General features: G+C 58.0%; 19 protein-coding genes. 9 read left to right on the forward strand and 10 right to left on the reverse strand.

Going from position 1 to position 21,012, the window contains the following annotated elements; translation table 11 throughout:
* Nucleotides 1-93: 93 nt before the first annotated feature.
* From ACW5XC_RS01465 to ACW5XC_RS01505, 9 genes are all read left to right on the forward strand, one after another.
* Nucleotides 94-2,070, forward strand: a complete 1,977-nt coding sequence (locus ACW5XC_RS01465; protein ID WP_042054440.1) for a reprolysin-like metallopeptidase — start codon at nucleotides 94-96, stop codon at nucleotides 2,068-2,070.
* On the forward strand, nucleotides 2,067-2,396 hold the full coding sequence (locus tag ACW5XC_RS01470) for a hypothetical protein (protein ID WP_042054439.1): 330 nt from the start codon (nucleotides 2,067-2,069) through the stop codon (nucleotides 2,394-2,396). Before ACW5XC_RS01465 ends, ACW5XC_RS01470 begins: the two co-directional genes overlap by 4 nt.
* A 252-nt stretch (nucleotides 2,397-2,648) precedes the next feature.
* The gene (locus ACW5XC_RS01475; protein ID WP_042054438.1) at nucleotides 2,649-4,610 is read left to right on the forward strand and encodes a reprolysin-like metallopeptidase; all 1,962 of its coding nucleotides are present in this window, start codon (nucleotides 2,649-2,651) and stop codon (nucleotides 4,608-4,610) included.
* Entirely contained in the window at nucleotides 4,589-4,927 is a 339-nt protein-coding gene (locus ACW5XC_RS01480; protein WP_080768659.1) for a hypothetical protein, read from the forward strand. Before ACW5XC_RS01475 ends, ACW5XC_RS01480 begins: the two co-directional genes overlap by 22 nt.
* Nucleotides 4,928-5,231: 304 nt before the next feature.
* A complete protein-coding gene (locus tag ACW5XC_RS01485) occupies nucleotides 5,232-7,358 on the forward strand; it encodes a reprolysin-like metallopeptidase (RefSeq protein ID WP_052451221.1) in 2,127 nt (708 codons plus the stop codon).
* A 177-nt stretch (nucleotides 7,359-7,535) separates the two neighbouring features.
* Complete coding sequence (gene pdxH, locus ACW5XC_RS01490) at nucleotides 7,536-8,174, forward strand: pyridoxamine 5'-phosphate oxidase (RefSeq protein WP_019444749.1); 639 nt, start codon at nucleotides 7,536-7,538, stop codon at nucleotides 8,172-8,174.
* Nucleotides 8,175-8,210: 36 nt separating this feature from the next.
* On the forward strand, nucleotides 8,211-8,825 hold the full coding sequence (locus ACW5XC_RS01495) for a glutathione S-transferase family protein (protein WP_042054436.1): 615 nt from the start codon (nucleotides 8,211-8,213) through the stop codon (nucleotides 8,823-8,825).
* On the forward strand, nucleotides 8,825-10,465 hold the full coding sequence (locus ACW5XC_RS01500; protein ID WP_042054435.1) for a GNAT family N-acetyltransferase: 1,641 nt from the start codon (nucleotides 8,825-8,827) through the stop codon (nucleotides 10,463-10,465). The genes ACW5XC_RS01495 and ACW5XC_RS01500 overlap by 1 nt, the downstream gene beginning before the upstream one ends.
* A gap of 6 nt (nucleotides 10,466-10,471) precedes the next feature.
* The gene (locus ACW5XC_RS01505) at nucleotides 10,472-11,011 is read left to right on the forward strand and encodes a GNAT family N-acetyltransferase (RefSeq protein ID WP_042054434.1); all 540 of its coding nucleotides are present in this window, start codon (nucleotides 10,472-10,474) and stop codon (nucleotides 11,009-11,011) included.
* Nucleotides 11,012-11,107: 96 nt separating this feature from the next.
* Here the strand turns inward: ACW5XC_RS01505 and ACW5XC_RS01510 are convergent, their stop codons facing one another.
* From ACW5XC_RS01510 to uhpT, 10 genes are all read right to left on the reverse strand, one after another.
* Complete coding sequence (locus ACW5XC_RS01510; RefSeq protein ID WP_042054433.1) at nucleotides 11,108-11,521, reverse strand: hypothetical protein; 414 nt, start codon at nucleotides 11,519-11,521, stop codon at nucleotides 11,108-11,110.
* A gap of 183 nt (nucleotides 11,522-11,704) precedes the next feature.
* Complete coding sequence (locus ACW5XC_RS01515; protein WP_042054432.1) at nucleotides 11,705-12,835, reverse strand: ribosomal protein uL16 3-hydroxylase; 1,131 nt, start codon at nucleotides 12,833-12,835, stop codon at nucleotides 11,705-11,707.
* Nucleotides 12,836-13,000: 165 nt separating this feature from the next.
* A complete protein-coding gene (gene purB, locus ACW5XC_RS01520) occupies nucleotides 13,001-14,371 on the reverse strand; it encodes an adenylosuccinate lyase (protein ID WP_005334624.1) in 1,371 nt (456 codons plus the stop codon).
* Between the two features lie 130 nt (nucleotides 14,372-14,501).
* The gene (hflD, locus tag ACW5XC_RS01525) at nucleotides 14,502-15,116 is read right to left on the reverse strand and encodes a high frequency lysogenization protein HflD (protein ID WP_005334622.1); all 615 of its coding nucleotides are present in this window, start codon (nucleotides 15,114-15,116) and stop codon (nucleotides 14,502-14,504) included.
* A 23-nt stretch (nucleotides 15,117-15,139) separates the two neighbouring features.
* Complete coding sequence (gene mnmA / locus ACW5XC_RS01530; RefSeq protein ID WP_005353619.1) at nucleotides 15,140-16,246, reverse strand: tRNA 2-thiouridine(34) synthase MnmA; 1,107 nt, start codon at nucleotides 16,244-16,246, stop codon at nucleotides 15,140-15,142.
* Nucleotides 16,247-16,403: 157 nt separating this feature from the next.
* A complete protein-coding gene (locus tag ACW5XC_RS01535; RefSeq protein WP_042054431.1) occupies nucleotides 16,404-16,895 on the reverse strand; it encodes an NUDIX hydrolase in 492 nt (163 codons plus the stop codon).
* A complete protein-coding gene (gene rluE / locus ACW5XC_RS01540) occupies nucleotides 16,895-17,818 on the reverse strand; it encodes a 23S rRNA pseudouridine(2457) synthase RluE (protein WP_074042602.1) in 924 nt (307 codons plus the stop codon). The genes ACW5XC_RS01535 and rluE overlap by 1 nt, the downstream gene beginning before the upstream one ends.
* Nucleotides 17,819-17,922: 104 nt before the next feature.
* A complete protein-coding gene (locus tag ACW5XC_RS01545) occupies nucleotides 17,923-18,690 on the reverse strand; it encodes a PTS sugar transporter subunit IIA (RefSeq protein WP_042053237.1) in 768 nt (255 codons plus the stop codon).
* Nucleotides 18,690-18,995: a PTS fructose transporter subunit IIB gene (locus ACW5XC_RS01550; protein ID WP_005334611.1), complete on the reverse strand. Its 306-nt coding sequence runs from the start codon at nucleotides 18,993-18,995 to the stop codon at nucleotides 18,690-18,692. Before ACW5XC_RS01550 ends, ACW5XC_RS01545 begins: the two co-directional genes overlap by 1 nt.
* Nucleotides 18,996-19,214: 219 nt before the next feature.
* The gene (gene uhpT, locus ACW5XC_RS01555) at nucleotides 19,215-20,621 is read right to left on the reverse strand and encodes a hexose-6-phosphate:phosphate antiporter (RefSeq protein WP_005353611.1); all 1,407 of its coding nucleotides are present in this window, start codon (nucleotides 20,619-20,621) and stop codon (nucleotides 19,215-19,217) included.
* Nucleotides 20,622-21,012 lie beyond the last annotated feature (391 nt).

The raw sequence follows: 21,012 nt of genomic DNA on the forward strand, positions 1-21,012 counted from the left end.
GTGGCTGAAACAGTGGCGCCGGGCTTTTTGATTCGGCGGGATAATGATGCCGGTAATGGTTCAAAAAAGTGCATGACTACAAGGATGACAAAGATGCATGTGACCAGTAAGTGTTCGTTGGCCCTGTTGGTGGCCAGTTTGTTGGGGTCAACCAGCCTGATGGCCAGCGAGTGGAGCACGGTAGCCGCCAGAGCGACTGCGGAGCAAGGTTATGAGGTGCGGGCCAATCAGTTTCGGGTGGCCAAGGTGCCGCTCGACTATTTTGCCGGGCTGCAAGCTGGGGCGAGTGAGCTGACCCTGCCGTTGCCCGATGGGGGGGAGGTCACCTTTGCTCTGGAAGCCTACGACTTGCTGCCTGCAGATCTCGCCGCCAAGTATCCGCAGATCCGCACCTTCAAGGGTCACAACCCGGCGCATCCGATAGAGACAGGGCGCTTCGATCTGGGGCCGCAAGGTTTCCACGCCATGTTCAGCCATCAGGGCAGGATGGTGTTTGTCGATCCGCTGCGCAATGCCGAAGGCTACGCCGTCTATTACCAGCAGGATGCCCATAGTCGATTGGAAGAAGCGGCAGATGAGGTGATAGGGCCCAAGCTCAGCAAACTGGTGCGCAAGGTGCAAGTGGATGGCAATGTTCGCAAGCGCTACGTCATTGCCATTTCGGCGACAGGAGAATTTACTCAATACCACGGTGGCTCCAGAGCGCTTACCATGGCGGCGATTGCGACCTTGCTCAACCGCGTCAATCAGGTCTATCAACGGGATGTGGGCGCCGAATTCGTGCTGGCCAGTGGCAATGACAACTTGATCTTTACCGATCCGGCCAGCGACTTGTTTGCCAATGATAATTCGGATGCGCAGACCAATATCGGGGTACAGGCTTATTACTTTACCAATATGCAGCTCGGTAATTTTGATATCGGCCATGTACTCAATACCGGTAGCGGTGGTCTGGCCGGTTTGGCAGTGCTCTGCACCAATCAGAAGTCTGGCGGGATGTCGGGTTCACCCACACCGGTGGGAGACGCCTTCTTCGTTGACTATGTGGCTCATGAAATTGGCCACCAGTTTGGTGCCGATCATACCTTCAACGGCACTACCGGGAGTTGCGGTGCTGGTACCCGGGTTGCGAATAAAGCCTATGAGCCAGGTAGTGGCAGCTCCATCATGGCCTATGCCGGTATTTGTGGTGATGAGAATATCCAGACTCACAGCGACCCCTATTTTCATAGCAAGTCCATCGAGCAGATGCGTGCGCACATGGCGACCGTATCGACTTGTGGAACCACACTCGCGTTGAGCAATAATGCCCCGCAGGCAGCTGCAGGGGGGGGCTATGTGATCCCAGCCAATACGGCCTTTATGTTAAAAGGGGCTGGTGGAGATCTGGATAATGATTCTCTGCTCTACAACTGGGAGCAGATCGATCTGGGTACTGAATCGAGCAGTGCCGCTACCATGATTGACGATGGCTCCCGGCCGCTGTTTCGTTTTGTCTCTCCCACTGCATCGCCGGAGCGGATCCTGCCGAGTTTGCCATCCCTGCTCTCCGGCACGCTTGCCAAAGGAGAGGCCTGGCCGACTACCAACCGGGATCTCAATTTCAGACTGACGGTGCGTGATGGTCAGGGTGGCGTTGCCAGTGATGACATGAAAGTGCAAGTGATCAATACCGGCGCGGCATTTCGCATCACCAATCCGTTTTACGGGGTGACTCTCACTCCGGGGGCCAGTCAGGCCGTAGCATGGGATGTGGCGGGCACAACTGTGGCGCCGATCAGTTGCAGCAAGGTGGACATCTCGGTGACTCAGGATGAGGGCGTAAGCTGGACAATGCTTGCCGCCGGACAACCCAATAACGGCGCAGCAACGGTAACGTTGCCTGCCGATCTCACCAGCAGCGTCAGGCTGAAAGTGGCATGCAGCGACAATATCTTCTTTGCCATCAGTCCCCTCAAATTGCCTCTGGTGCAAGGTGGCTCGACTTCAGGTGGCGGCGGTGGTGGCGGGGCGCTCGGATTGTGGACGCTGGCTCTGGCACTGCTCGGCTGGCAACGGAGGCGTACATGAAGGGAGTCCCTCTGTTGCTGCTTGTCATGCTCGGCGGTTGTCAGGCCGATGCCAGCACGCTGGAACAGGAGCTGAGTGCAAACCTCGCCAGGCAGGATTACCGCCTGATAGTGATAGCAGGGCGGGGAGAGTTCGCCCCCGGTATTGCAGCCGAACAGCAGGCAGAGGCCAAGGGGCGCTGTGGCAAGCGCTATCTGGATGGATTGGGCGATGTGATAAGGCCCGGTCAGCAAGAGATACATGCCAAGTTGAGCGCTTACGCCAGCGAGTATAACCAGCGTATGGTGATTCATTGCCCAATAGCATCGGGCGCTGGCAAGCAGTAATAAACCAACGAACCAATCCAAATGGAGGGGATATTCATCCCCCTATCTATCCGTGAAGGCGCCAATGGCGCCTTCACTTTTTCCGTTGTTGAATGGGGCCAGTCTGTATTGCCTGAGATGGGGAGCGCGGGTGTAGCACGATTTTTCAGCGTGACAGAAGTTTTGTGCGAATTTTCTTTTCTGTCTGTCACGCAGATCGTCAATTGACGCTGCACCATACTTGTTGTCACCAAGGTAGGGCAAGGAGGCTCTATGAAGCATGGCATTGCGGTGATTATCACCAGTTTGTCTGTTCAGGTTGCAGCAGAACCACAGTGGACCTTCATGGATGAAAACTTGGAAAGGGGAGGGGTCTATGATGTGCGAGCTGAAAAGGTCAGAGTGGTGGTTCCTGACAAGCCTTTTGAACCCGGGCATCTCGCCAGTGTATTGACCTTGCCATTGCCGGATGGCACTACGGTGCAGTTTGATGTTCATCCCAATGCCTTGCTCCCGGAGTCTTTGGCCCAGCGCTACCCTTCTATCAATACTTACAGTGGGAAGGCTATCGATCGGGCAGCGGATACAGGCCGATTTGATGTCACCATACATGGTTTTCACGGTATGTTTACCCATCAGGGGCGTACCTTTTATGTCGATCCGCTTCAGGACGGTTTCTCTTATGCCGTTTATGAACAGCAAGATGCCTGGCGGCGACAGGATGTGGATCAGGTGATTGATCCTCATGGTATCGAGCGTGAGCGAGCTGTGCTGGTCGATGGCAATTTGCGCAAGCGCTACACTATCGCCATCTCGGCAACCGGGGAATATACCCAGTATCACGGTGGTACCAAGGTTGCAGCACTCTCGGCCATTGCAACACTGCTTAATCGGGTCAATGAAGTCTATCGCCGTGATTTGGGGGCCGAGTTTCAGCTTGCAGCTGATACGGATAATGTGATTTTCACCGATCCTGCGACGGATCCTTTCACCAACTCGACCCAGGATATCGCAATCAACCAGACCCAACAGGGGGTGTTGCTCAATCCTTCTTTTGATCTGGGCCATCTGCTGGCGACATCAGGCGGCGGGGTGGCGACCCTGAGATCTTTATGCAACCCTTTCAGCCGTTCACGGGGCATGACCGGAGGCTCACAGCCTATCGGTGATGCGTTCTTTATTGATTATGTGGCTCACGAATTGGGGCACCAGCTGGGGGCCGAGCACTCCTTCAATGGCATGGCCGAAAGTTGTGCAACAGGTCGCAAGGCTAGCTCAGCCTGGGAACCGGGCAGTGGCTCGACCATCATGGCCTATGCCGGGATCTGTGGTGAGGAGAATCTGCAGGTTAACAGCACACCTTTCTTTCACAGCAAGTCGATCGAGCAGATGCGGGCTCTGATGGCCTCTCTGCCCTCCTGCGGCACCGACCTGGCGCTTGCCAATAACGCGCCGGTTGTGGATGCGGGGGGCGATAGGGTGATCCCCGCCAATACGCCTTTCACTCTTGTCGGTAGTGCACTGGATCTGGATGGTCATCCCCTCAGTTACACCTGGGAGCAGGTTGATCTTGGCAATGCATCCTACAGCGTGGCAACCATGGTGGATGATGGAACCCGCCCGCTGTTTCGCTTTGTTTCACCAACATCGGATCCCCGTAGAACATTGCCCGCCATGAGCTCTCTGATATCGGGTGTCTTGGCCAAAGGAGAGGCGTGGCCTGCGACCAATCGCAATCTCCAGTTCCGCCTTACCGTACGTGATGGTCAGGGGGCGGTGAGCAGTGATGAAATGGTGGTTCAGGTGATCAATACCGGCGCGGCATTTGCCATCACAGCTCCGCAGATCGGCGCCATGGTGGCGGGTAGCACTCAGCTAGTGACATGGAATGTTGCCGGGACCGATCAGCCTCCTATCAATTGTCCCAGCGTGGATTTGGCTCTGACACAGAATGGTGGTTCTACTTGGACTACGCTGGCAAGCGGGCTTGCAAATAACGGTTCGGCCAGTGTGGTGTTGCCTGCACCGTTGACCAGCACGGCCAGGCTGAAGCTGGCATGCAGCAATAATATTTTTTTCTCTATCAATGGGATAAGAGGTAATGCGTCTGCCACTACGGAAAGTGCAACTGTCATTACCGACAACAATGCGGGTGGCGGCGGTGGTGGTGCAGTGAATCTTATCGTGATCCTCCTGATGGGAGGGGCAGCCGGATGGCGCAGGTATTACGGTTAGCCGTCAGTCTGCTGTTTCTATATATCTGCGCAGCGCCTGTTGTGGCCGCATCACTGACCGAAGCAATAGATGAAAGTCTTGCTGCTCAGGATTATCGGCTCATCGTGCGTGGCGGGCGCGGCGGTATGGCTCCGGGGGTTGTGGAGTCATTGCAAGCAGAAGCGAGAACCCGGTGCGGAGTCCGTTATCTGAAAGGGTTCGGTGATGTCATTGAGATGGGCAAGGAATCGGAGTTTGAGCAGCGGATTGACTATGCCACCCGATATAACCGACAGATGCTGGAAAGGTGCATGCCGGAGGCGATTTCAAGGCCGTAGTGGCTGTTCAACAACGGCGTGTAAATCGGCATGATTGGAGTTATAACTCTAATATTCCAAACATAGTGATAGCCTCATGGGAATGATTCGATGACTCACATATGAGCCTCCATATAATTTTTTTGGAGTTTTAACTCTATTAAAAGAACGGCTTAAAATGCTAACAAAATGAGCTGTTTATAAACTTTAACTCACTAACCTTATGATTTTAAATGAAATAAAATTCATTTAATTTTTATTGAAAAAGTTGAATTGTGATTTGTATCACGTTATTCTCGCCGGCTGTTCAGTCAGGTGATTAATAATGATGAAGTTCACAATAAATGCAATCTCAGTTGTCATCGCAATGTCAGCCAATATCGCGCTGGCATCCCCATGGCATATGATCGAAAAACGCAGCAAGCAGGCCGATGAACCTGTAAGGGCTCGCGCATACAATATCTTTGAGGTAGAACCAGATTTTTTAGAAAATCTGCGCTTGGGCCAAACCGTGATTGCGCTACCATTGCCTGATGGCAAGATGGTGCAATATGAATTGGAAGCCTATTCCGTATTACCGCCTGCGCTGGCAGCAAAATACCCAGATATCATGACTTATAAAGGACATGAAGTGGGCACCGCCAGCAATACCGGTCGCTTTAATATTTCTCCACGCGGTTTTAACGGCATGTTTATGCATGCTGGAGAGCAGGTGTTTGTCGATATTCAGCGCAACGGTACCTACGCTGTCTATTACAAAAAAGATGCACATTCAATGAGTGGCAAGAATGTCAATGAGATCATTGACAAGTCCGAGCTGAAAAAAAATCTAGAAAATAATACTGAAGCGGCTCGTAACGAGGCTAGTTATAGCAAGGCAGCGCTTACCCAGTACAGCATTGCATTCTCTACCACTGGTGCATATACCAAGTTCTTTGGCGGCAAGGCGCAAGCCTTGGATTCACTGGCTGTATTGGTTAACCGTTTAAATGAGGTGTATGAAAGGGACTTGGGTGTTCGTTTCGTATTGGCAGAGGGAAATCACAATATTATATTCGAAAATCTTGCTGACGATCCTTTTGTGAATGGTAGATATCCAGGTGAAACAAGAGATACCCTTATAAATGCTAGAGTTCAGAGAGAGAAACTGATTAGTAGAGAGATTGGTTATTTCGACCTTGGCCATGTATTGACCGCGGGTAAAGATGCAGGTTCGGCGAGAGTTGGGTCATTATGTGATGACATAGGATATTTTTATTCATCTAGGTCTCAAGCTGTTACAGGAAATATAAATCCTGTTGGTGATGCATTTTTTATTGACTTCGTTGCGCATGAAATTGGCCATCAATTTGGCGCCAATCATACCTACAATGCAAATGGGACACAAAGAGAGCCCTCTATGGCATGGGAGCCAGGCAGTGGTAGTTCCATAATGGGTTATGCGGGTTTGATGGGGGAGCAAAACGTACATCTCAACAGCGAGGCTTATTTTCATAGCAAGTCGATTGAGCAGATGCTGCAGCATATCATCGCGAGAGAAGCCAAAGCGCAGAAAGGGGAGATCGAAATCAAGGACGCCGCGATTCTTGCGCCGATTATCGCATCGCGTTGTGGCGCCTCTATTCCGAGACAGAATGGAGACAATTTGGAGCCGGAAATTACCGAAGTGCCGCCAGTGCATGTGATCCCTAAAGGTGTGGCATTTAGCCTGAGTGGTAAGGGCAGTGACCCTGATGGTGATGCACTTGTTTACACTTGGGAGCAGGTTGACCTGAGTGATGATGCAACGACGAGTGGCCATCAATTGAGCTCCGGGTTCCTTGCTACCGGTCCCCTTTATCGTTACGCCGCGCCGACAACTTCCCCGGTTCGTCACTTTCCTTCGCTGGCTACCCAGTTAAAAGGGGAAGCTGAGAAAGGTGATGTCTGGGTCAATGTACCGCGCACCCTTAATTTCCGTCTGGTCGCCCGTGATGGCAAAGGCGGTGGTGCCTATGGTGAGACCTCGGTCGAGGTGGTCGATACTGGTTCACAAACCTTCAAGATATTGCCAGCCCCTGACCAGCGTATGCTGGTTGGTAGCCCGACCACAGTGAATTGGCAAGTAGCTGGCACGGACCGTCATCCTGTCAACTGTCAGCGGGTCGATATCAGTTATAGCAACGATGAAGGCAAGAGCTGGCAGCCGCTGGTCAATGGCGTGAGCAACAATGGCGCTCATGAGGTAACCATTCCGGCCAATGCTGGCAGCGCTGTTCGCCTCAAGCTGGCCTGTAGCGACAATATCTTCTATGCCATTACGCCAAAACTGGCGACCAAGAGCAGCGATACACCGGCTCCCCAGCCTGAAAGCAATGGCGGCGGCGGTGGCGGCGGTTCGACCGGTCTGTTCGCGCTGCTGGGCCTTGGTATCGCTGCGCTACTGCGTCGTCGTGAGATCATGAGCTACTAAACCAAGATAACCCAAGGGTGAGATTACCCATCTTTGGTAAATTGATAAACCAAGCGAAGAGGCGTGAGCCTCTTCGCTTTTTTTGTATGGTTTACAAGGTCGCTTTATCGAGCGCACAATGCCTGCGTCACTCTCTTGATGGTCGTGGAACCATTATTTATTTGAAGGAAAATCAAGATGATGGATGTTGCTGATCTGCGCCGTGAGTATACCCGTGGCGGGCTGCACCGGGCCGATCTGCCGGCCGAGCCGCTGGCGCTGTTCGAGAAGTGGTTGGCGCAGGCTTGTGAGGCCAAACTGACCGATCCCACCGCCATGGTGGTAGCGACGGTGGATGCCGATGGTCAGCCCTGGCAGCGCACCGTGCTGCTCAAGCACTACGATGCCCAGGGGATGGTCTTTTACACCAACATGGGCAGCCGCAAGGCGCAGCAGCTGGAAGGCAATCCACGTATCAGCCTGCTCTTCCCCTGGCACACGCTTGACAGACAGGTGCATGTGACTGGCCGGGTGGAGAAGATGAGCACCTTCGAGGTGATGAAGTATTTCCACAGCCGCCCCAAGGATAGCCAGATCGCTGCCTGGGTCTCCAAGCAGTCGACCCGCATCTCGGCCCGCGGCGTGCTGGAGGCCAAGTTCCTCGAGCTCAAGCAGAAGTTTGCCAATGGCGAAGTGCCGCTGCCGAGCTTCTGGGGCGGATTCCGGGTGGTGATCGAGACGGTGGAGTTCTGGCAGGGGGGCGAGCACCGGCTGCACGACCGCTTCTACTACACCCGCGACGGGGATGGCTGGCATATCGAGCGTCTGGCACCCTGAGCGCGCTGTTCAATTCTGTTTTCACAAGGAGTGTGTATGCGTCTGTATGGTGATCTGCGTTCCGGCAACTGCTACAAGGTGTGGCTGCTGGCCCGCTGGCTGGATCTGCCCCTTGAGTGGGTAGAGGTGGATATTCAGGCGGGGGATACCCGTACCCCCGCATTTCTGGCCATGAACCCCAACGGCAAGATCCCGGTGCTGGAGATTGGCCAAGGCGACATGCTGGCGGAATCCAATGCCATCCTCTTCTATCTGGCGCAAGGTAGCACCTTGTGGCCAACCGATCCGCGCCAGCAGGCCGAGGTGCTCAAATGGATGTTCTTCGAGCAGTACAGCCATGAGCCCTACATCGCGGTGGCCCGCTTTATCGTTCACTATCTCGGCCGACCTGAGTCCCAAGAGGCGCGGCTCGACGGGCTGAAAGCCGGTGGCGAGAAGGCGCTGGCGGTAATGGAGCAGCAGCTGAAACAGAGCCCCTATCTGTGCGGTGATGCGCCTACCATCGCCGATATCGCCCTTTATTCCTACACCCACGTGGCAGAGGAGGGGATCTTCTCCCTGCAGGGGTGGCCTGCTATCCGTAGCTGGATCGCCCGTATCGAAGCCCATCCCCGCCATCTGACGCTGCCAGTGGCCTGTCAGGCCAGCTGATGGAATTGCTGATCGAGGCGACTCTGTGGCTACCGCAGTGGACTACTCTGTTGCAGGTCTGGCAGCAGCAGGGTCATCGCTGGCAGCTGCTACTGGGCAAAGAGGCGGCCGCCGTCCTCGATCAAACCGATGCTCCCTGGGCGAGCAGTCCTCCTGACGGGGTGCTCTGCCCGGGGGCCCTGCTGGCCGCCTGGCTCGATGGGGATCTGCTGGCGGATTTTCATGTTGATCCCAGCCGCCAGATCCTGATCAGCGCCTCCACCTCGCTACTGACCCTCGCCAGAGAGCAGGGGCTGCTTACCCTTGGTCCTGTGGGGGCCGACCTGCCGCTTACCCCCGAGGCCGATTTGGGCGCCGTGCTCAATCGCCTGCTGGCGCGCCGCGTGACGGTGCCGACCCTGGCTGAGGGGCATTCGCTATCAGGTGTCGTATTGCGACCACTGCAGGCCGCCGATGAGCGCGAGATAGTGCGCTACTGCAGCGACGAGGCGCTGGCCCGTTACACCCTCAATATTCCTCACCCCTATCCGCCGGAGGGAGCCCGCGACTGGCTGGCGCTCAGCTGGCGCAAGGCAGCGCTTGGCCTTGGTTGGAGCTGGGCCATCACCTTGCCAGAGGAGCAAGGTGCGGCGTTGCTTGGGGTGATCTCCCTGCACTGGAATGGCGAACTGGCCTGGTGGGTGGGCGTGCCCTGGCAGAATCGCGGTCTGGCGACCCGGGCCGCCAGCTTGGTCAAGGAGTTTGCCTTTGATCAACTGCAACTGCCTGCGCTGACGGCTCGCCATATGCCAGAAAATTTAGCCTCCGGCCGGGTGATGGCAAAACTGGGCATGCACTATCGTGGGCGGCGCCATATCAGCGGTCGCCAGCCGTGCGAGGTGAGCTACTGGCGACTGGATCGCGCTCCCTCCTTACCCAATCCCTTGCCCGAGGAGATTGCCCGCTGGCTTGCTGATGAGCGGATTGCTGTGGTGATCCTGTGTGATCCCGCAACGACCAATCGGCAGAGTGCCAATGGCAAGCTGGCCATCTCGCTCTTTGTGGATGAGAGGGGCGAGGGGGAGAAGCCCTGTTTTCTGCACTGCCCGCCGCATCTTGAGAGGTTGCTGGCGCTGCACTGTTATCCCGTCGAACTGCTGGAGCAGGCCGAACCGGAGCAGTTGTCCCATCTTGGCGGCGTCTTGCTGAAAGACAGGGATGAACAGGGGCTGGCATGGCTACTGCAACTGGCCGCGCTGCAGCGTCAAGGGCCCGACCTGCTCAGCCGCGAGGAGCGTGCATCACGGCTCCACTGGTTCAACCAATTGATGGCGCAGGCGCTGGGCGATCAGGGCGACTCTTCGCAGATACGCTATCAGCAGTTACGGCTGCTGGTGGAGCTGCCGGAGCTGGTCGATGAGCTGGATGGCTGTTGGCATCAAACGCCCGAACTGACCTTTGATCGGTTGGCGCGGGAGGCTCCCGCCCTCTGGCTGGCCTACCGCGAGGCGATGAACAGGGTCACCCCGGCTACGCTAACCGTCTTGCAGCAGCAGTTTGCCGCTCGTTTTCCTGAGTGCACCCTCCCATTTTTGGACAAAGGTACTCAGAATGACCAGCCGTTGTGTGGAATAATGCCCGCTCTGCTGTACGAGGAGTAATACCTGATGTTGAGAACCGAGCGCCCCGGTGACATGCTGCCGGTTTATGAGCTGCTGAGTGCCGCCTTCGGTCGTTCTGATGAGGCCGAACTGGTCAACCGCCTGCGCGAATGTGGTGCTGCCGTAGTGACCATGGTCGAAGAGGAAGAGTACGAGTTCATGGGGCACCTGATGCTAAGCCCGATCACCATTAACGGCATGGAAGGGCCCTGGCTCGGTCTGGCGCCGGTAGCGGTTCATCCCGACTGGCAAGGTCAGGGGATTGGCTCTGATCTCATCCGTGAAGGGCTTGATACGGCGCTTGAGATGGACTGGAAAGGGGTGGTAGTACTCGGGGATCCGGCCTATTACAGCCGTTTCGGTTTCCGCCCGGCTAGCGAGTTTGGCCTGCACTGCATCTATGAGGTGCCTGCCGACTGCTTTATGGCGATGGAGCTGCAGGAGCGCGGTTTTGCGGGTGTGCAGGGTGAGGTGCTCTATCACCCCCTGTTTGATGAACTTCCCGACGAGCTGCCGGACGCGCAGGCAGAAGAGTCCCATTTCTAGCGAGACGTCGCAGCGACAAGCTATAACGAAAAAGCCCTCATCGAGGGCTTTTTCAGTTTATATCAGTCCCTGCCGGGCTTATTCGAGCAAATTGGCTCAGGCAATGATATCGAGCTGGGTGCCCTTGCGATTATCTTCGCCCACCATGTCACCCATCTGCTGGGCGAGCGGGCTCTGCTGGAATTGCATGTAGTCGCTCAGATTCTGCTGGCGCTGGTAGCGATTCGCAGCCTGATACATATCAGCCGTGCTCGGGCCCGACTTGCTGTCGCTCTCCTGACCGCTGGCCTCCAGGTAGCGCTCCACCACGGCTTTATCTTGCTGGTTAGCCGTATAAGAGACCGCCATGGTTCTGCGAGCCGTTGCTTTCTCTTCGCTCTGTGCCTGCAATTCATCCTTCTTGGTCAGTGCTTCGTTACGGGCCTGACTGACCTGCTCGGGTGTGGCAGCCGGAGAGGAGGGGTATTTGCCGTAATCAGGCAGCGGCATGGGCCGGGAGGTGATTTGCATGGTGGCGCTTCTCTTTTGAACAGGGACGGACGCATGATACCCATCGATCTTAGTTCAATAAATCACCACTTGTCGGTTCATCAAGAGTAGGTTCAGCTTCGCGCATCGATTGTTAATTGAACTGCCTCTGAGTGACAAAAAAGGCGCCATAAGGCGCCTTTTTATCCTTCGGTTACCGCCGGATCAGTTGAAGAACCAGTAACCACGGTTGACCAGACGGGTCAGCAGTTGCAGGAAGCCAGCTTGATCGGCCAGCTCCACCATATCGGCCTGAGTTATGATGTCCTTGTCACACAAGAGCGAAATGGCTGCCGCGTCTTCACTCTGCAGGGTCCAGGCTTCGCCATCGATGAAGCACTGCTGGCTCTCGCCGCTAAACCAGACGGTGCGCAGACCCGGCACCTTGATGGCAGGTTCGCCCTGGGTCAGCAGGTCGGCTACCTCCTCGGCGCTGTAGTCCGGCTCGACCGGATTGACGTCGAGATCGTGCTTGGCCTCGGAGATCATGGTGCCGAACCACTCCTTGAACAGAGTCTCGTCATCGAGGGCCTGCTGCATCAGCGCGCGCAGACGGTGCAGCTCGTGGGGCTGGATCTCGCCGTGACGGGCGCGGGGCTTGAGATCGGCATCGCCGTAACGCTCGGTACGCACCTCGTTGTCGATCAGGTGATCGGCAAAGGAGGAGATAAGCGCCTTGGCATCCGGTGCGCGGAAACCCACCGAGAAGTTCATGGAGGGCTCGATGGCGTAGCCTTCGTGGGGGAATCCGGGCGGAATGTAGAGGATGTCGCCCGGCTCCATGATGACGTCGATGATCGCCTCGAACGGCTCGCAGTGCAGCAGGGCGGCGTGGGCGGCGAACTCGTTGAGGGGCTTGGCATCGCCGACTCGCCAGTGGCGTTTGCCCAGACCCTGGGTGATGAAGACGTCGTAGTTGTCGATGTGAGGGCCGACACCCGCATGGGGGGTGGAGAAGCTCACCATCACATCGTCAAAGCGCCAGCCCGGAATGAACTGGAACGGTACCGCCAGCTCGTTTACTTCGGGAGCCCAGTGGTTGCAAGCCTGTACCAGAATGGTCCAGTTCTCTTCGCCCAGATGGTCGTAGGATTCGAAGGGGCCGTGGGCAGCATCCCACTTGCCGTCGAAACGGGTGACGAGGCGAGACTCTACCACATCTTCCATGGCCAGACCCGCCAGCTCGTCCGGGCTGATGGGATCCTGAAAGTCCTTGAAGCCCCCCTTGATAAGGAGCGGGCGCTTCTGCCAGTAGTGCTCAAGGAAGTGAGCGATATCCAGATTGAGTTCGTACATAGATCTTCTCGTCAAAGGGTTCGACAAAGGTCAGGAGAGGTCTTGCCAGAGGCGGCTGCCGGCCTCGGGCAAGCCCTCTTGCAAACCGTGTATAGGGTGCCACATAAAATAACCGGGGCCCTGTTGCAGATCATGCACAGGGCCCCGGTGGTCTCATTTATCCGCTTATTTCAGCAGATCAACCAGACGCTGGGCGTCACCGATATAGTTGGCCGGGGTCAGCTTCTTCAGCTCAACCTTGACCGCTTCCGGCAACTCCAGGGTGTCGATAAAGGTACGCATCCCTTCGGCATCGACGCGGCGACCACGGGTCAGCTCCTTGAGCTTCTCGTAGGGCTTCTCGATACCGTAGCGGCGCATCACGGTCTGGATCGGCTCGGCCAGCACTTCCCAGTTGGCATCCAGATCGGCGGCCATGGCGGCGTCGTTGGCTTCCAGCTTGGAGATACCCTTCAGGGTCGCCTGATAGGCAATCAGGGAGTAACCCACCGCCACACCCAGGTTGCGCAGTACGGTAGAGTCGGTCAGGTCACGCTGCCAGCGGGAGATGGGCAGCTTGCTCGCCAGATGCTGGAACACGGCGTTGGCCAGACCCAGATTGCCTTCGGAGTTCTCGAAGTCGATGGGGTTGACCTTGTGCGGCATGGTGGAGGAGCCGATCTCGCCCGCGATGGTGCGCTGCTTGAAGTGACCCAGGGAGATGTAACCCCACACATCGCGGTCGAAGTCGATCAGGATGGTGTTGAAGCGAGCCATGGCGTCGAACAGCTCGGCGATGTAGTCGTGCGGCTCGATCTGGGTGGTGTAGGGGTTCCAGGTCAGGCCTAGGGAGGTAACAAACTCCTCGGAGAACTGGTGCCAGTCCACATCCGGGTAGGCGCTGAGGTGGGCGTTGTAGTTGCCGACCGCACCGTTGATCTTGCCGAGGATCTCCACCGCCATGATCTGCTTGAACTGGCGCTCCAGACGGTAGGCGACGTTGGCCATCTCCTTGCCCATGGTGCTCGGGGTCGCCGGCTGGCCGTGGGTACGGGAGAGCAGCGGCATGTCACGGTACTCGTGGGCCAGACGCTTGAGCTCGCTGATCAGCTTTTCGCAATAAGGCTTGATGACCTCTTCGCGGGCGGTTTTCAGCATCAGACCGTGGGAGTTGTTGTTGATGTCTTCCGAGGTGCAGGCGAAGTGGATGAACTCGCTGACAGCCGCCAGCTCCGGGTTCACTTCGACTTTCTCTTTGAGGAAGTACTCCACCGCTTTCACATCATGGTTGGTGGTGCGCTCGATCTGTTTGATACGGGCGGCGTCACTCTCGTTGAAGTTGCTGACGATGCCGTCGAGCAGGGCGTTGGCGGCCGCGCTCAGGGCAGGGACTTCCGGGATCCCGGCGTGGCTGGCCAGTTTTTGCAACCAGCGCACCTCGACTTCGACGCGAAAACGCAGCAGGCCGAATTCGGAGAAGATAGGGCGCAGGGCATCGGCCTTGTCGCCATAACGACCGTCAATCGGGGAAACAGCAGTCAGCGCGGACAGCTCCATGGGGTGAACTCCTGATGATTTGTGTGGGGGATCCGTATCCACTCGCGCGTGGGGCTGAGTCGTCGTCAGGGCGGATGTGCGGCTGTTCACCCTGATGTCGACCTCGGCTGGCCCGCGCGCGAGCCGATGATTAGTAACGTTTGGCCAGCTCCACCATCTTCTTGCGAGCGAAGATGATCTGGGTGCGGCTGCCACCGAGCTGACGCCACAGCACGCAGGCACGAATGCCCGCCAGCAGCAGGGCGCGCACCTTGTGCTGCACCAGCGGTTGCTGCAGGAACAGCGGGGTACCCGCCACCTGGATGCGCGGCCCGATGGGGCTGATAAGATCGCTGTAGATGCTCGCCATGTTGGCCAAAATCTGCTCGTCGAGCAGATCGAAGTGCTGTTGCTGGCGGCCAATCTGGCTGATCCGCTCACCCAGCATATTGAGAATGTCCTTGCGCTTGGCCAGCTTGCGCTCCAGTGCAATCAGGCTTACCACGTAGCGGGTCAGCTCGGCATTCTTCTGGCTGCCGTCGGCACCCAGCTGCTCGACCAGCGCACGGTAGCCGTCGCGAATGGCCAGATGGGTGTTGTTGAACACCTCGAGCGGCTGGCTCGGGTTGGTCACCAGAATGCTGGAGAGGCTCTCGCGCAGGGCGGCCTCGTCACAGCTGCCGTCTCGGGCCACCTTCTGCACCAGATACGCGGCCTGGCAGATGCCGGCAAAGGCCATGGTTCTGTCTTGGAATTTATCGCTCACGTCTGCTGCCTTCTGTTAAGGATTCAAACCGGATGGCTGAAACGTTGTTCGATGATGCCGCCGCCCAGACACACTTCCCCGTCGTAGAAGACGGCGGATTGGCCCGGGGTCACCGCAGCCTGTTTCTCGTCGAAGATGACCCGGATGGTCTCGTCGTCGATGGGCTGGATCAGGCAGGGGATATCCTGCTGGCGGTAGCGGGTCTTGACGGTGCAGCGACGCGGCTCGCGAATGGGAGTGCGATCCACCCAGTGCAGCTGGCTGGCGATGAGGCCGTCGGAGTAGAGGCGGGGATGTTCGCCCTGCGCCACCACCAGCACGTTGCGCTCGACCTCTTTGTCGACCACATACCAGGCCTCTTCGGTGGCATCTTTGCGACCACCGATACCGAGCCCCTTGCGCTGACCCAGGGTGTGATACATCAGACCCTGATGCTCGCCGATCACCTTGCCATCCACGGTCTCGATTTTACCTGGCTGGGCGGGCAGGAACTTGGCCAGGAAGTCCTTGAACTTGCGCTCACCGATAAAGCAGATGCCGGTGGAGTCTTTCTTCTTGGCGGTGATGAGATCCAGCTGCTCGGCGATGCGGCGCACCTCCGGCTTCTCCAGATCGCCAACCGGGAACAGGCTCTGACCCACTTGCTTCTCGCTCAGGGTATAGAGGAAGTAGCTCTGATCCTTGTTGGTATCGAGACCGCGCAGCAGGCGCGGGCGGCCGGTGCTGTCGTCACGGCGCACATAGTGGCCGGTGGCGATGTAGGTGGCACCCAGCTCTTCGGCGGCAAATTCGAGGAACGCCTTGAACTTGATCTCCTTGTTGCACAGGATATCCGGGTTCGGCGTGCGGCCAGCCTTGTACTCTTCGAGGAAGTGCTCGAACACGTTGTCCCAGTACTCGGCCGCGAAGTTGATAGTGTGGAGTTTCATCCCCAGCTTGTCGCAGACGGCCTTGGCATCAGCCAAATCCTGGGCGGCAGAGCAGTACTCGTCCGTGTCGTCTTCTTCCCAGTTCTTCATGAACAAGCCTTCGACCTGATAGCCCTGCTGCTGGAGCAGGTAGGCCGAGACGGAAGAATCCACGCCGCCGGACATGCCGACGATCACCTTGATTTGGCTGTTGTCTGTCATTAGTCGAAGTTACCAGTTCGTTTAAACGGGGCGTATTCTACCAGAGTTTTGCGCCCCCGGTCACATATCCATGCCGCAGTTCCCATCAGGAGCCTGATAGCAGGAAATCGTTTTTCTGTTGTTGGCCTTTGTCGCCGAAAAAGAGTGCCAAATGGCCTTAGATAAAGGCCTTGAGTGCCGACAGTGGCAGCCGTGTCCCCGCCAGATAATCCTGAATGCACTGCCATACCAGGGGGCTGCGCAGGGCCGGTTTGCATTCAGCTATTTCTTCAAGAGTGAGCCAGTGGCAAGCCAGCACATCACCGTCAGGATCCTCTGGATGGTGCTGACCCGGCGCTTTTTCAAGGTCGAAGATGATGGCGGTGCGCACATAGGTGGCCTCGCTGTCGGCCGGTTTGAACAGATAGGTACCAAGCCAGGCTGTCGGCGTGGCGGTCAGACCCGTCTCTTCTTTCAGCTCGCGGCACGCCGCTTCAAGCAGGTTTTCCCCCGGCTCCACATGGCCGGCGGGTTGGTTGAAACGGCGCTGGCCTTTTATCTCCTCTTCCACCACCAGAAAGCGCCCTTGCCACTGCACCAGGGCGGCGACCGTCAGGCGCGCCTCCATACGGGCGTGGCTGGTGGTCGAGTGCTCTGCCTGATTGCTCATCATGACTCCTTGTCGTTGCTATCGGGATTGCCCGCACGGGCGGGTCTGCGTGCCGTTCCTCGCCCGCTGCTGCGGGGTTTGCCGCCTGTCGGGTTTGAAGTTGAACGCTCGGTTGGGTGAGTGGTGCGGGGACGCTCGTCCCGTCTCGGCTGGCTGGCCCGCCGTGGTGCCTCCCCTGCCGGTTTGGCCGGTTTGGCGGTATGAGCGCCTGAACGGGATGAGGAGGGACGCGGGCGGCTGCTGGAGCTCGGCACCAGCTCGGGGACGGGCAGGCTGCGGCTCTCGCCGGGGGCCAGACCATCTAACGTCCAGTCGCCGATGGCGTAGCGAATAAGGCGCAAGGTGGGGTGGCCGATATGGGCGGTCATCCGCCGTACCTGGCGGTTGCGCCCCTCCACTATCTTGATCTCCAGCCAGCTGGTGGGGATCTCCTTGCGCTCGCGGATCGGCGGATTGCGCGGCCACACCGCAGGTTCATCCATGATACGCGCCCCGGCGGGCAGGGTCATGCCGTCATTGAGCTCCACACCGGCGCGCAGGGCGGCCAGTTTCTCTTCGCTGGGGATGCCTTCCACCTGCACCCAGTAGGTCTTGGGGGTCTTTTCCCCAGGCTGGGTGAGGCGCGCCTGCAGCTTGCCATCGTTGGTGAGCAGCAGCAGCCCCTCGCTGTCGCGATCGAGCCGCCCTGCGGCGTAGATGCCGGGCTCTTTGATGTAATCCTTGAGAGTCTCGCGGCCCGCCTCGTCGGTGAACTGGCAGAGCACCATATAGGGCTTGTTCAGCAGGAGCAATTTGCGATCCTCTGGGGCCAGCTCCGGTTTGCGGGGGGATGCATGGCGGGGGGCGGCGGGTTTGGCCGCCGTGCGCGGGGCGTTATCGCGCGGCGCGCGGCTGACAGAGAGACGGGAGCGGGGAGATTTCATCGGATACACACTTCAGACAGACGATGGCAGCGAGTGTACCACAGGGTGCTGAGGGCAGGATGAATGGCTGGCGTTACAGCAAGCAGCGCCCGGAGCCAATTCGCCTAGCTCAGCAGGCTCTCGATCACGATAGCCTGACGGGCGGGGGGCGAGCCCGCCAACAGCAGGGCGTGGCTGACCACATCGTCGATCATCGCCTGCGCCAGTCGGGTGAGGGGGCGCAGGGTCTCCCGTCCGCTACCAACCGGCACCGCCAGCAGAATAATGGTCTGCACCGGCCCGATTTGAGAGCCCCACTCGATGGGCTCCTTGCAATTGAGCAGGGTCAGCGCTGGCTGGCTGATCCCTTCGCTCAATACATGGGGCATGGCAAGGCCGGGGCGGATGATGGTGGCTGAGACCTGCTCGCGCCGTTCCACCGCGGCGGTCAGTGTGGCGCGGTCGGTGATCAGCTCGGCGGGCAGCAGATCGATCAGATGCTCGAGGGCCTCGGCCTTGCTCAGCGGTTCGGGGCTGTGGGCCAGCTGGCGCAGGGCAAACTGGTAGTCGGGCAGGGCGTTGGCCAGTCGCAACTCCGCCAGTGCGGCGGTGTGCGGGCGCACCAGCGGTTGACCCAGCTCCCCGCACCAGCAGGTGAAGGCCATGTGGGCGAGCTCGGCATCGCACCCTTCGATCTGCAACTGGCAGAGATCGCCGGGTTGGGTGGCGAGGGTCAACAGGGAGAGCTGGTTGCTGGCGGCAACGGTCTGGCGCCGGGTGAGGTTGGCGCAGTGGATGGTGGATTTGAACATCCCCGCCAGCCGGTTCAACTGCTTGGCCTGGGTGATGCTCAACCCCTGCTGGCAGTAGAAGGTAATTTCGCGGGTCAGCATCAGGCCGGGATCGGCAGGGCCTTGAGTACGGCGTTGGCATCCAGCAGCACGGTTTCCAGTCTCACCTGATGGATGGTGCAGCCGAGGAAGCGCTCTTTCTGCTCAATCTCGATATCGGAGGCAATCAGCACCAGGTCGGCGCTGGCAATATCGCGGGCGGTCAGCATGTTCTCCATGCCCATGGCGCCCTGAGTTTCGACCTTGATCTTGAGTCCCAGCCCAGTGGCGGCTTTTTGCAGGGCATCGGCAGCCATATAGGTATGGGCAATACCGGTCGGGCAAGCGGTGACGGCGACGATCTTCATCTGCTCTCTGTGATGCTGACAAGGGGGAGCAACAAGATAGCGCCAGCGGGGGGCTTTTACCAAAAGTCCATATGAAAAGTGGGATCTTGATGGGGATATGCCCGTCCCTTGAACGGTAGTGCAGGCTCATGCCGGGCCAGTCGGGTGTCTGGTTGCTCCAAACAACAAGGGCCACCCCTGTGGGTGGCCCTGAACAATCTGCGTCTGTTGTTATGGCTATCAGGCGGTCTGGGCGGCCAGTTCGGCGGCTTTCAGTTCGCGCTTGATGCGGCGGATCTTGCGCTCTTCGGCGACCGCGACACAACCCATCAGTACCAGACAGGCGGCGGCTGCGATATCCAGCGCCGCGAAGGTGCCGGTCCAGCCGGTCAGACCGAAGATGGGGGTGCCATCGGCGATCATGCCCAGACCCAGTTTGGCGAAGCTATCACCGATGAGGTAGGCAAAGGTGCCCTTGACGCCATCGGCCACGCTGATGCCCTGCTTGGGTACGAAGCCCACGGCGGCGACGCCGATCAGCAGTTGCGGACCAAACACCAGGAAGCCCAGGGTGAACAGGGAGCCCAGGAACATAAACTGGGTGGTCGCATGCTGGTAGAGACCCAGGGTGGCGATGATCAGCGCCAGTGCCACGCAAGCCACCAGACCACGACGACCGTTGGCCAGATCGGAGAGGTAACCCCACATCAGGGTGCCGACCAGTGCGCCCACTTCGAAGAAGGTAAAGCCCTGAATGGCCACGTCTTTGGAGAAGCCCAGCTCCTGGTGGGCATAGACGGTAGACCACTGGTCGATACCGATACGCACCACGTAGAGGAAGATGTTGGCAAAGCAGAGCAGCCAGATCACCTTGTTGAGCAACACGTACTTCACGAAGATCTGCCACTTGGTCAGCTGCTGCTCCTCGGTGGCGATATCTTCTTCGCTCGCTACTTCGTCAAACAGCTCTTCCACCTTGCCAAGGCCGTAGGCTTCCGGCGAATCGCTACCAAAGCGCAGGCCGATAAAGCCGACGATCAGCGCGATGATGGAGGGGAAGATAAACATGCCGAGCACGTTGCCATCAAACAGGTAGTTGGCACCGAACAGCGCCACACCGGCCGCACCGGCACCGCCCACGTTGTGGGAGAGGTTCCACATACCCAGATAGGTGCCGCGCTTGTTGCGGGGCGTCCACTTGGTGATGGTGGAGTAGCTGCACGAACCGCCACAGCTCTGGAAGAAACCGCTCAGGGCGTAGAAGAAGATCATGAAGTAGAGGCTGAAACCGGTGCCGCCCATGCTGGCACTGAAGCCCAGCATGCAGAGCGCGGAGAGGATCAGCATCAGCGGCAGGAACTGCTTGGTGTTCTTGCCGTCGGCATAGTAGGAGACGATGGTCTTGCCCACCCCGTAGGTGATGGAGAAGCCAAGACCGATCATGCCGAGCTCGGTCATGGAGAGACCGTACTCCTGGATCATGTCATTTTGCGCAATGTTGAAGTTCTTGCGGATCAGATACATGGTCAAATAGCCAATAAATACAACCAGATAAGATTGCATAAACGGCTTGAACCAGAGCTTGCGCCGGGCTTCGACCGGCAGGTCGAGGGTGGGGACCCGGACCTGTTGGAGCAATTTCAACATCTTCGTTCATCCTCTGCGAGATAGACGGTATTTCCGCCGCGCCCCTCATTTGTAGATAGGTTGTTCGAGGTCACGCCACGGAAGGGAGAACGGAACGTCGGGGCTGTCAGCCGTTGCTGCGCTCGACGCTCCATCCATATAAACCCGGGCCCGGCACGGGATGACGGGGCACATTGCCCATCGCGGTGCGGGTCACGACATCAGGTGAGGTGACTCTAATAAGAGGGGCAAAAAATGGCTTGAGAGCCATCCCTAGTGGGGCTAGGAAATTTTCCTAGTTTTTGCGCTTTCGCGGACAAAGCGTGAGAAACATCACACCGCTGATGCCGGATTGCTGCCATTTCAGCCAGTTTGGCGCTTTGTGCGAGTGCTGGGCTGGGCTGGGCTGGGC

This window comes from Aeromonas sp. 25-AL00135, assembly GCF_054052385.1.

Excerpts from the sequence above, each read along its gene's own strand:
- ACW5XC_RS01550 (WP_005334611.1), bottom strand. The coding sequence starts at position 18,995 with ATGAAGATCGTCGCCGTCACCGCTTGCCCGACCGGTATTGCCCATACC.
- ACW5XC_RS01505 (WP_042054434.1), top strand. The coding sequence starts at position 10,472 with ATGTTGAGAACCGAGCGCCCCGGTGACATGCTGCCGGTTTATGAGCTG.
- ACW5XC_RS01475 (WP_042054438.1), top strand. The coding sequence starts at position 2,649 with ATGAAGCATGGCATTGCGGTGATTATCACCAGTTTGTCTGTTCAGGTT.
- ACW5XC_RS01465 (WP_042054440.1), top strand. The coding sequence starts at position 94 with ATGCATGTGACCAGTAAGTGTTCGTTGGCCCTGTTGGTGGCCAGTTTG.
- ACW5XC_RS01535 (WP_042054431.1), bottom strand. The coding sequence starts at position 16,895 with ATGAGCAATCAGGCAGAGCACTCGACCACCAGCCACGCCCGTATGGAG.
- ACW5XC_RS01510 (WP_042054433.1), bottom strand. The coding sequence starts at position 11,521 with ATGCAAATCACCTCCCGGCCCATGCCGCTGCCTGATTACGGCAAATAC.
- ACW5XC_RS01480 (WP_080768659.1), top strand. The coding sequence starts at position 4,589 with ATGGCGCAGGTATTACGGTTAGCCGTCAGTCTGCTGTTTCTATATATC.
- purB (WP_005334624.1), bottom strand. The coding sequence starts at position 14,371 with ATGGAGCTGTCCGCGCTGACTGCTGTTTCCCCGATTGACGGTCGTTAT.
- pdxH (WP_019444749.1), top strand. The coding sequence starts at position 7,536 with ATGATGGATGTTGCTGATCTGCGCCGTGAGTATACCCGTGGCGGGCTG.
- ACW5XC_RS01470 (WP_042054439.1), top strand. The coding sequence starts at position 2,067 with ATGAAGGGAGTCCCTCTGTTGCTGCTTGTCATGCTCGGCGGTTGTCAG.
- uhpT (WP_005353611.1), bottom strand. The coding sequence starts at position 20,621 with ATGTTGAAATTGCTCCAACAGGTCCGGGTCCCCACCCTCGACCTGCCG.
- ACW5XC_RS01500 (WP_042054435.1), top strand. The coding sequence starts at position 8,825 with ATGGAATTGCTGATCGAGGCGACTCTGTGGCTACCGCAGTGGACTACT.
- ACW5XC_RS01485 (WP_052451221.1), top strand. The coding sequence starts at position 5,232 with ATGATGAAGTTCACAATAAATGCAATCTCAGTTGTCATCGCAATGTCA.
- mnmA (WP_005353619.1), bottom strand. The coding sequence starts at position 16,246 with ATGACAGACAACAGCCAAATCAAGGTGATCGTCGGCATGTCCGGCGGC.
- ACW5XC_RS01515 (WP_042054432.1), bottom strand. The coding sequence starts at position 12,835 with ATGTACGAACTCAATCTGGATATCGCTCACTTCCTTGAGCACTACTGG.
- ACW5XC_RS01545 (WP_042053237.1), bottom strand. The coding sequence starts at position 18,690 with ATGCTGACCCGCGAAATTACCTTCTACTGCCAGCAGGGGTTGAGCATC.
- rluE (WP_074042602.1), bottom strand. The coding sequence starts at position 17,818 with ATGAAATCTCCCCGCTCCCGTCTCTCTGTCAGCCGCGCGCCGCGCGAT.
- ACW5XC_RS01495 (WP_042054436.1), top strand. The coding sequence starts at position 8,211 with ATGCGTCTGTATGGTGATCTGCGTTCCGGCAACTGCTACAAGGTGTGG.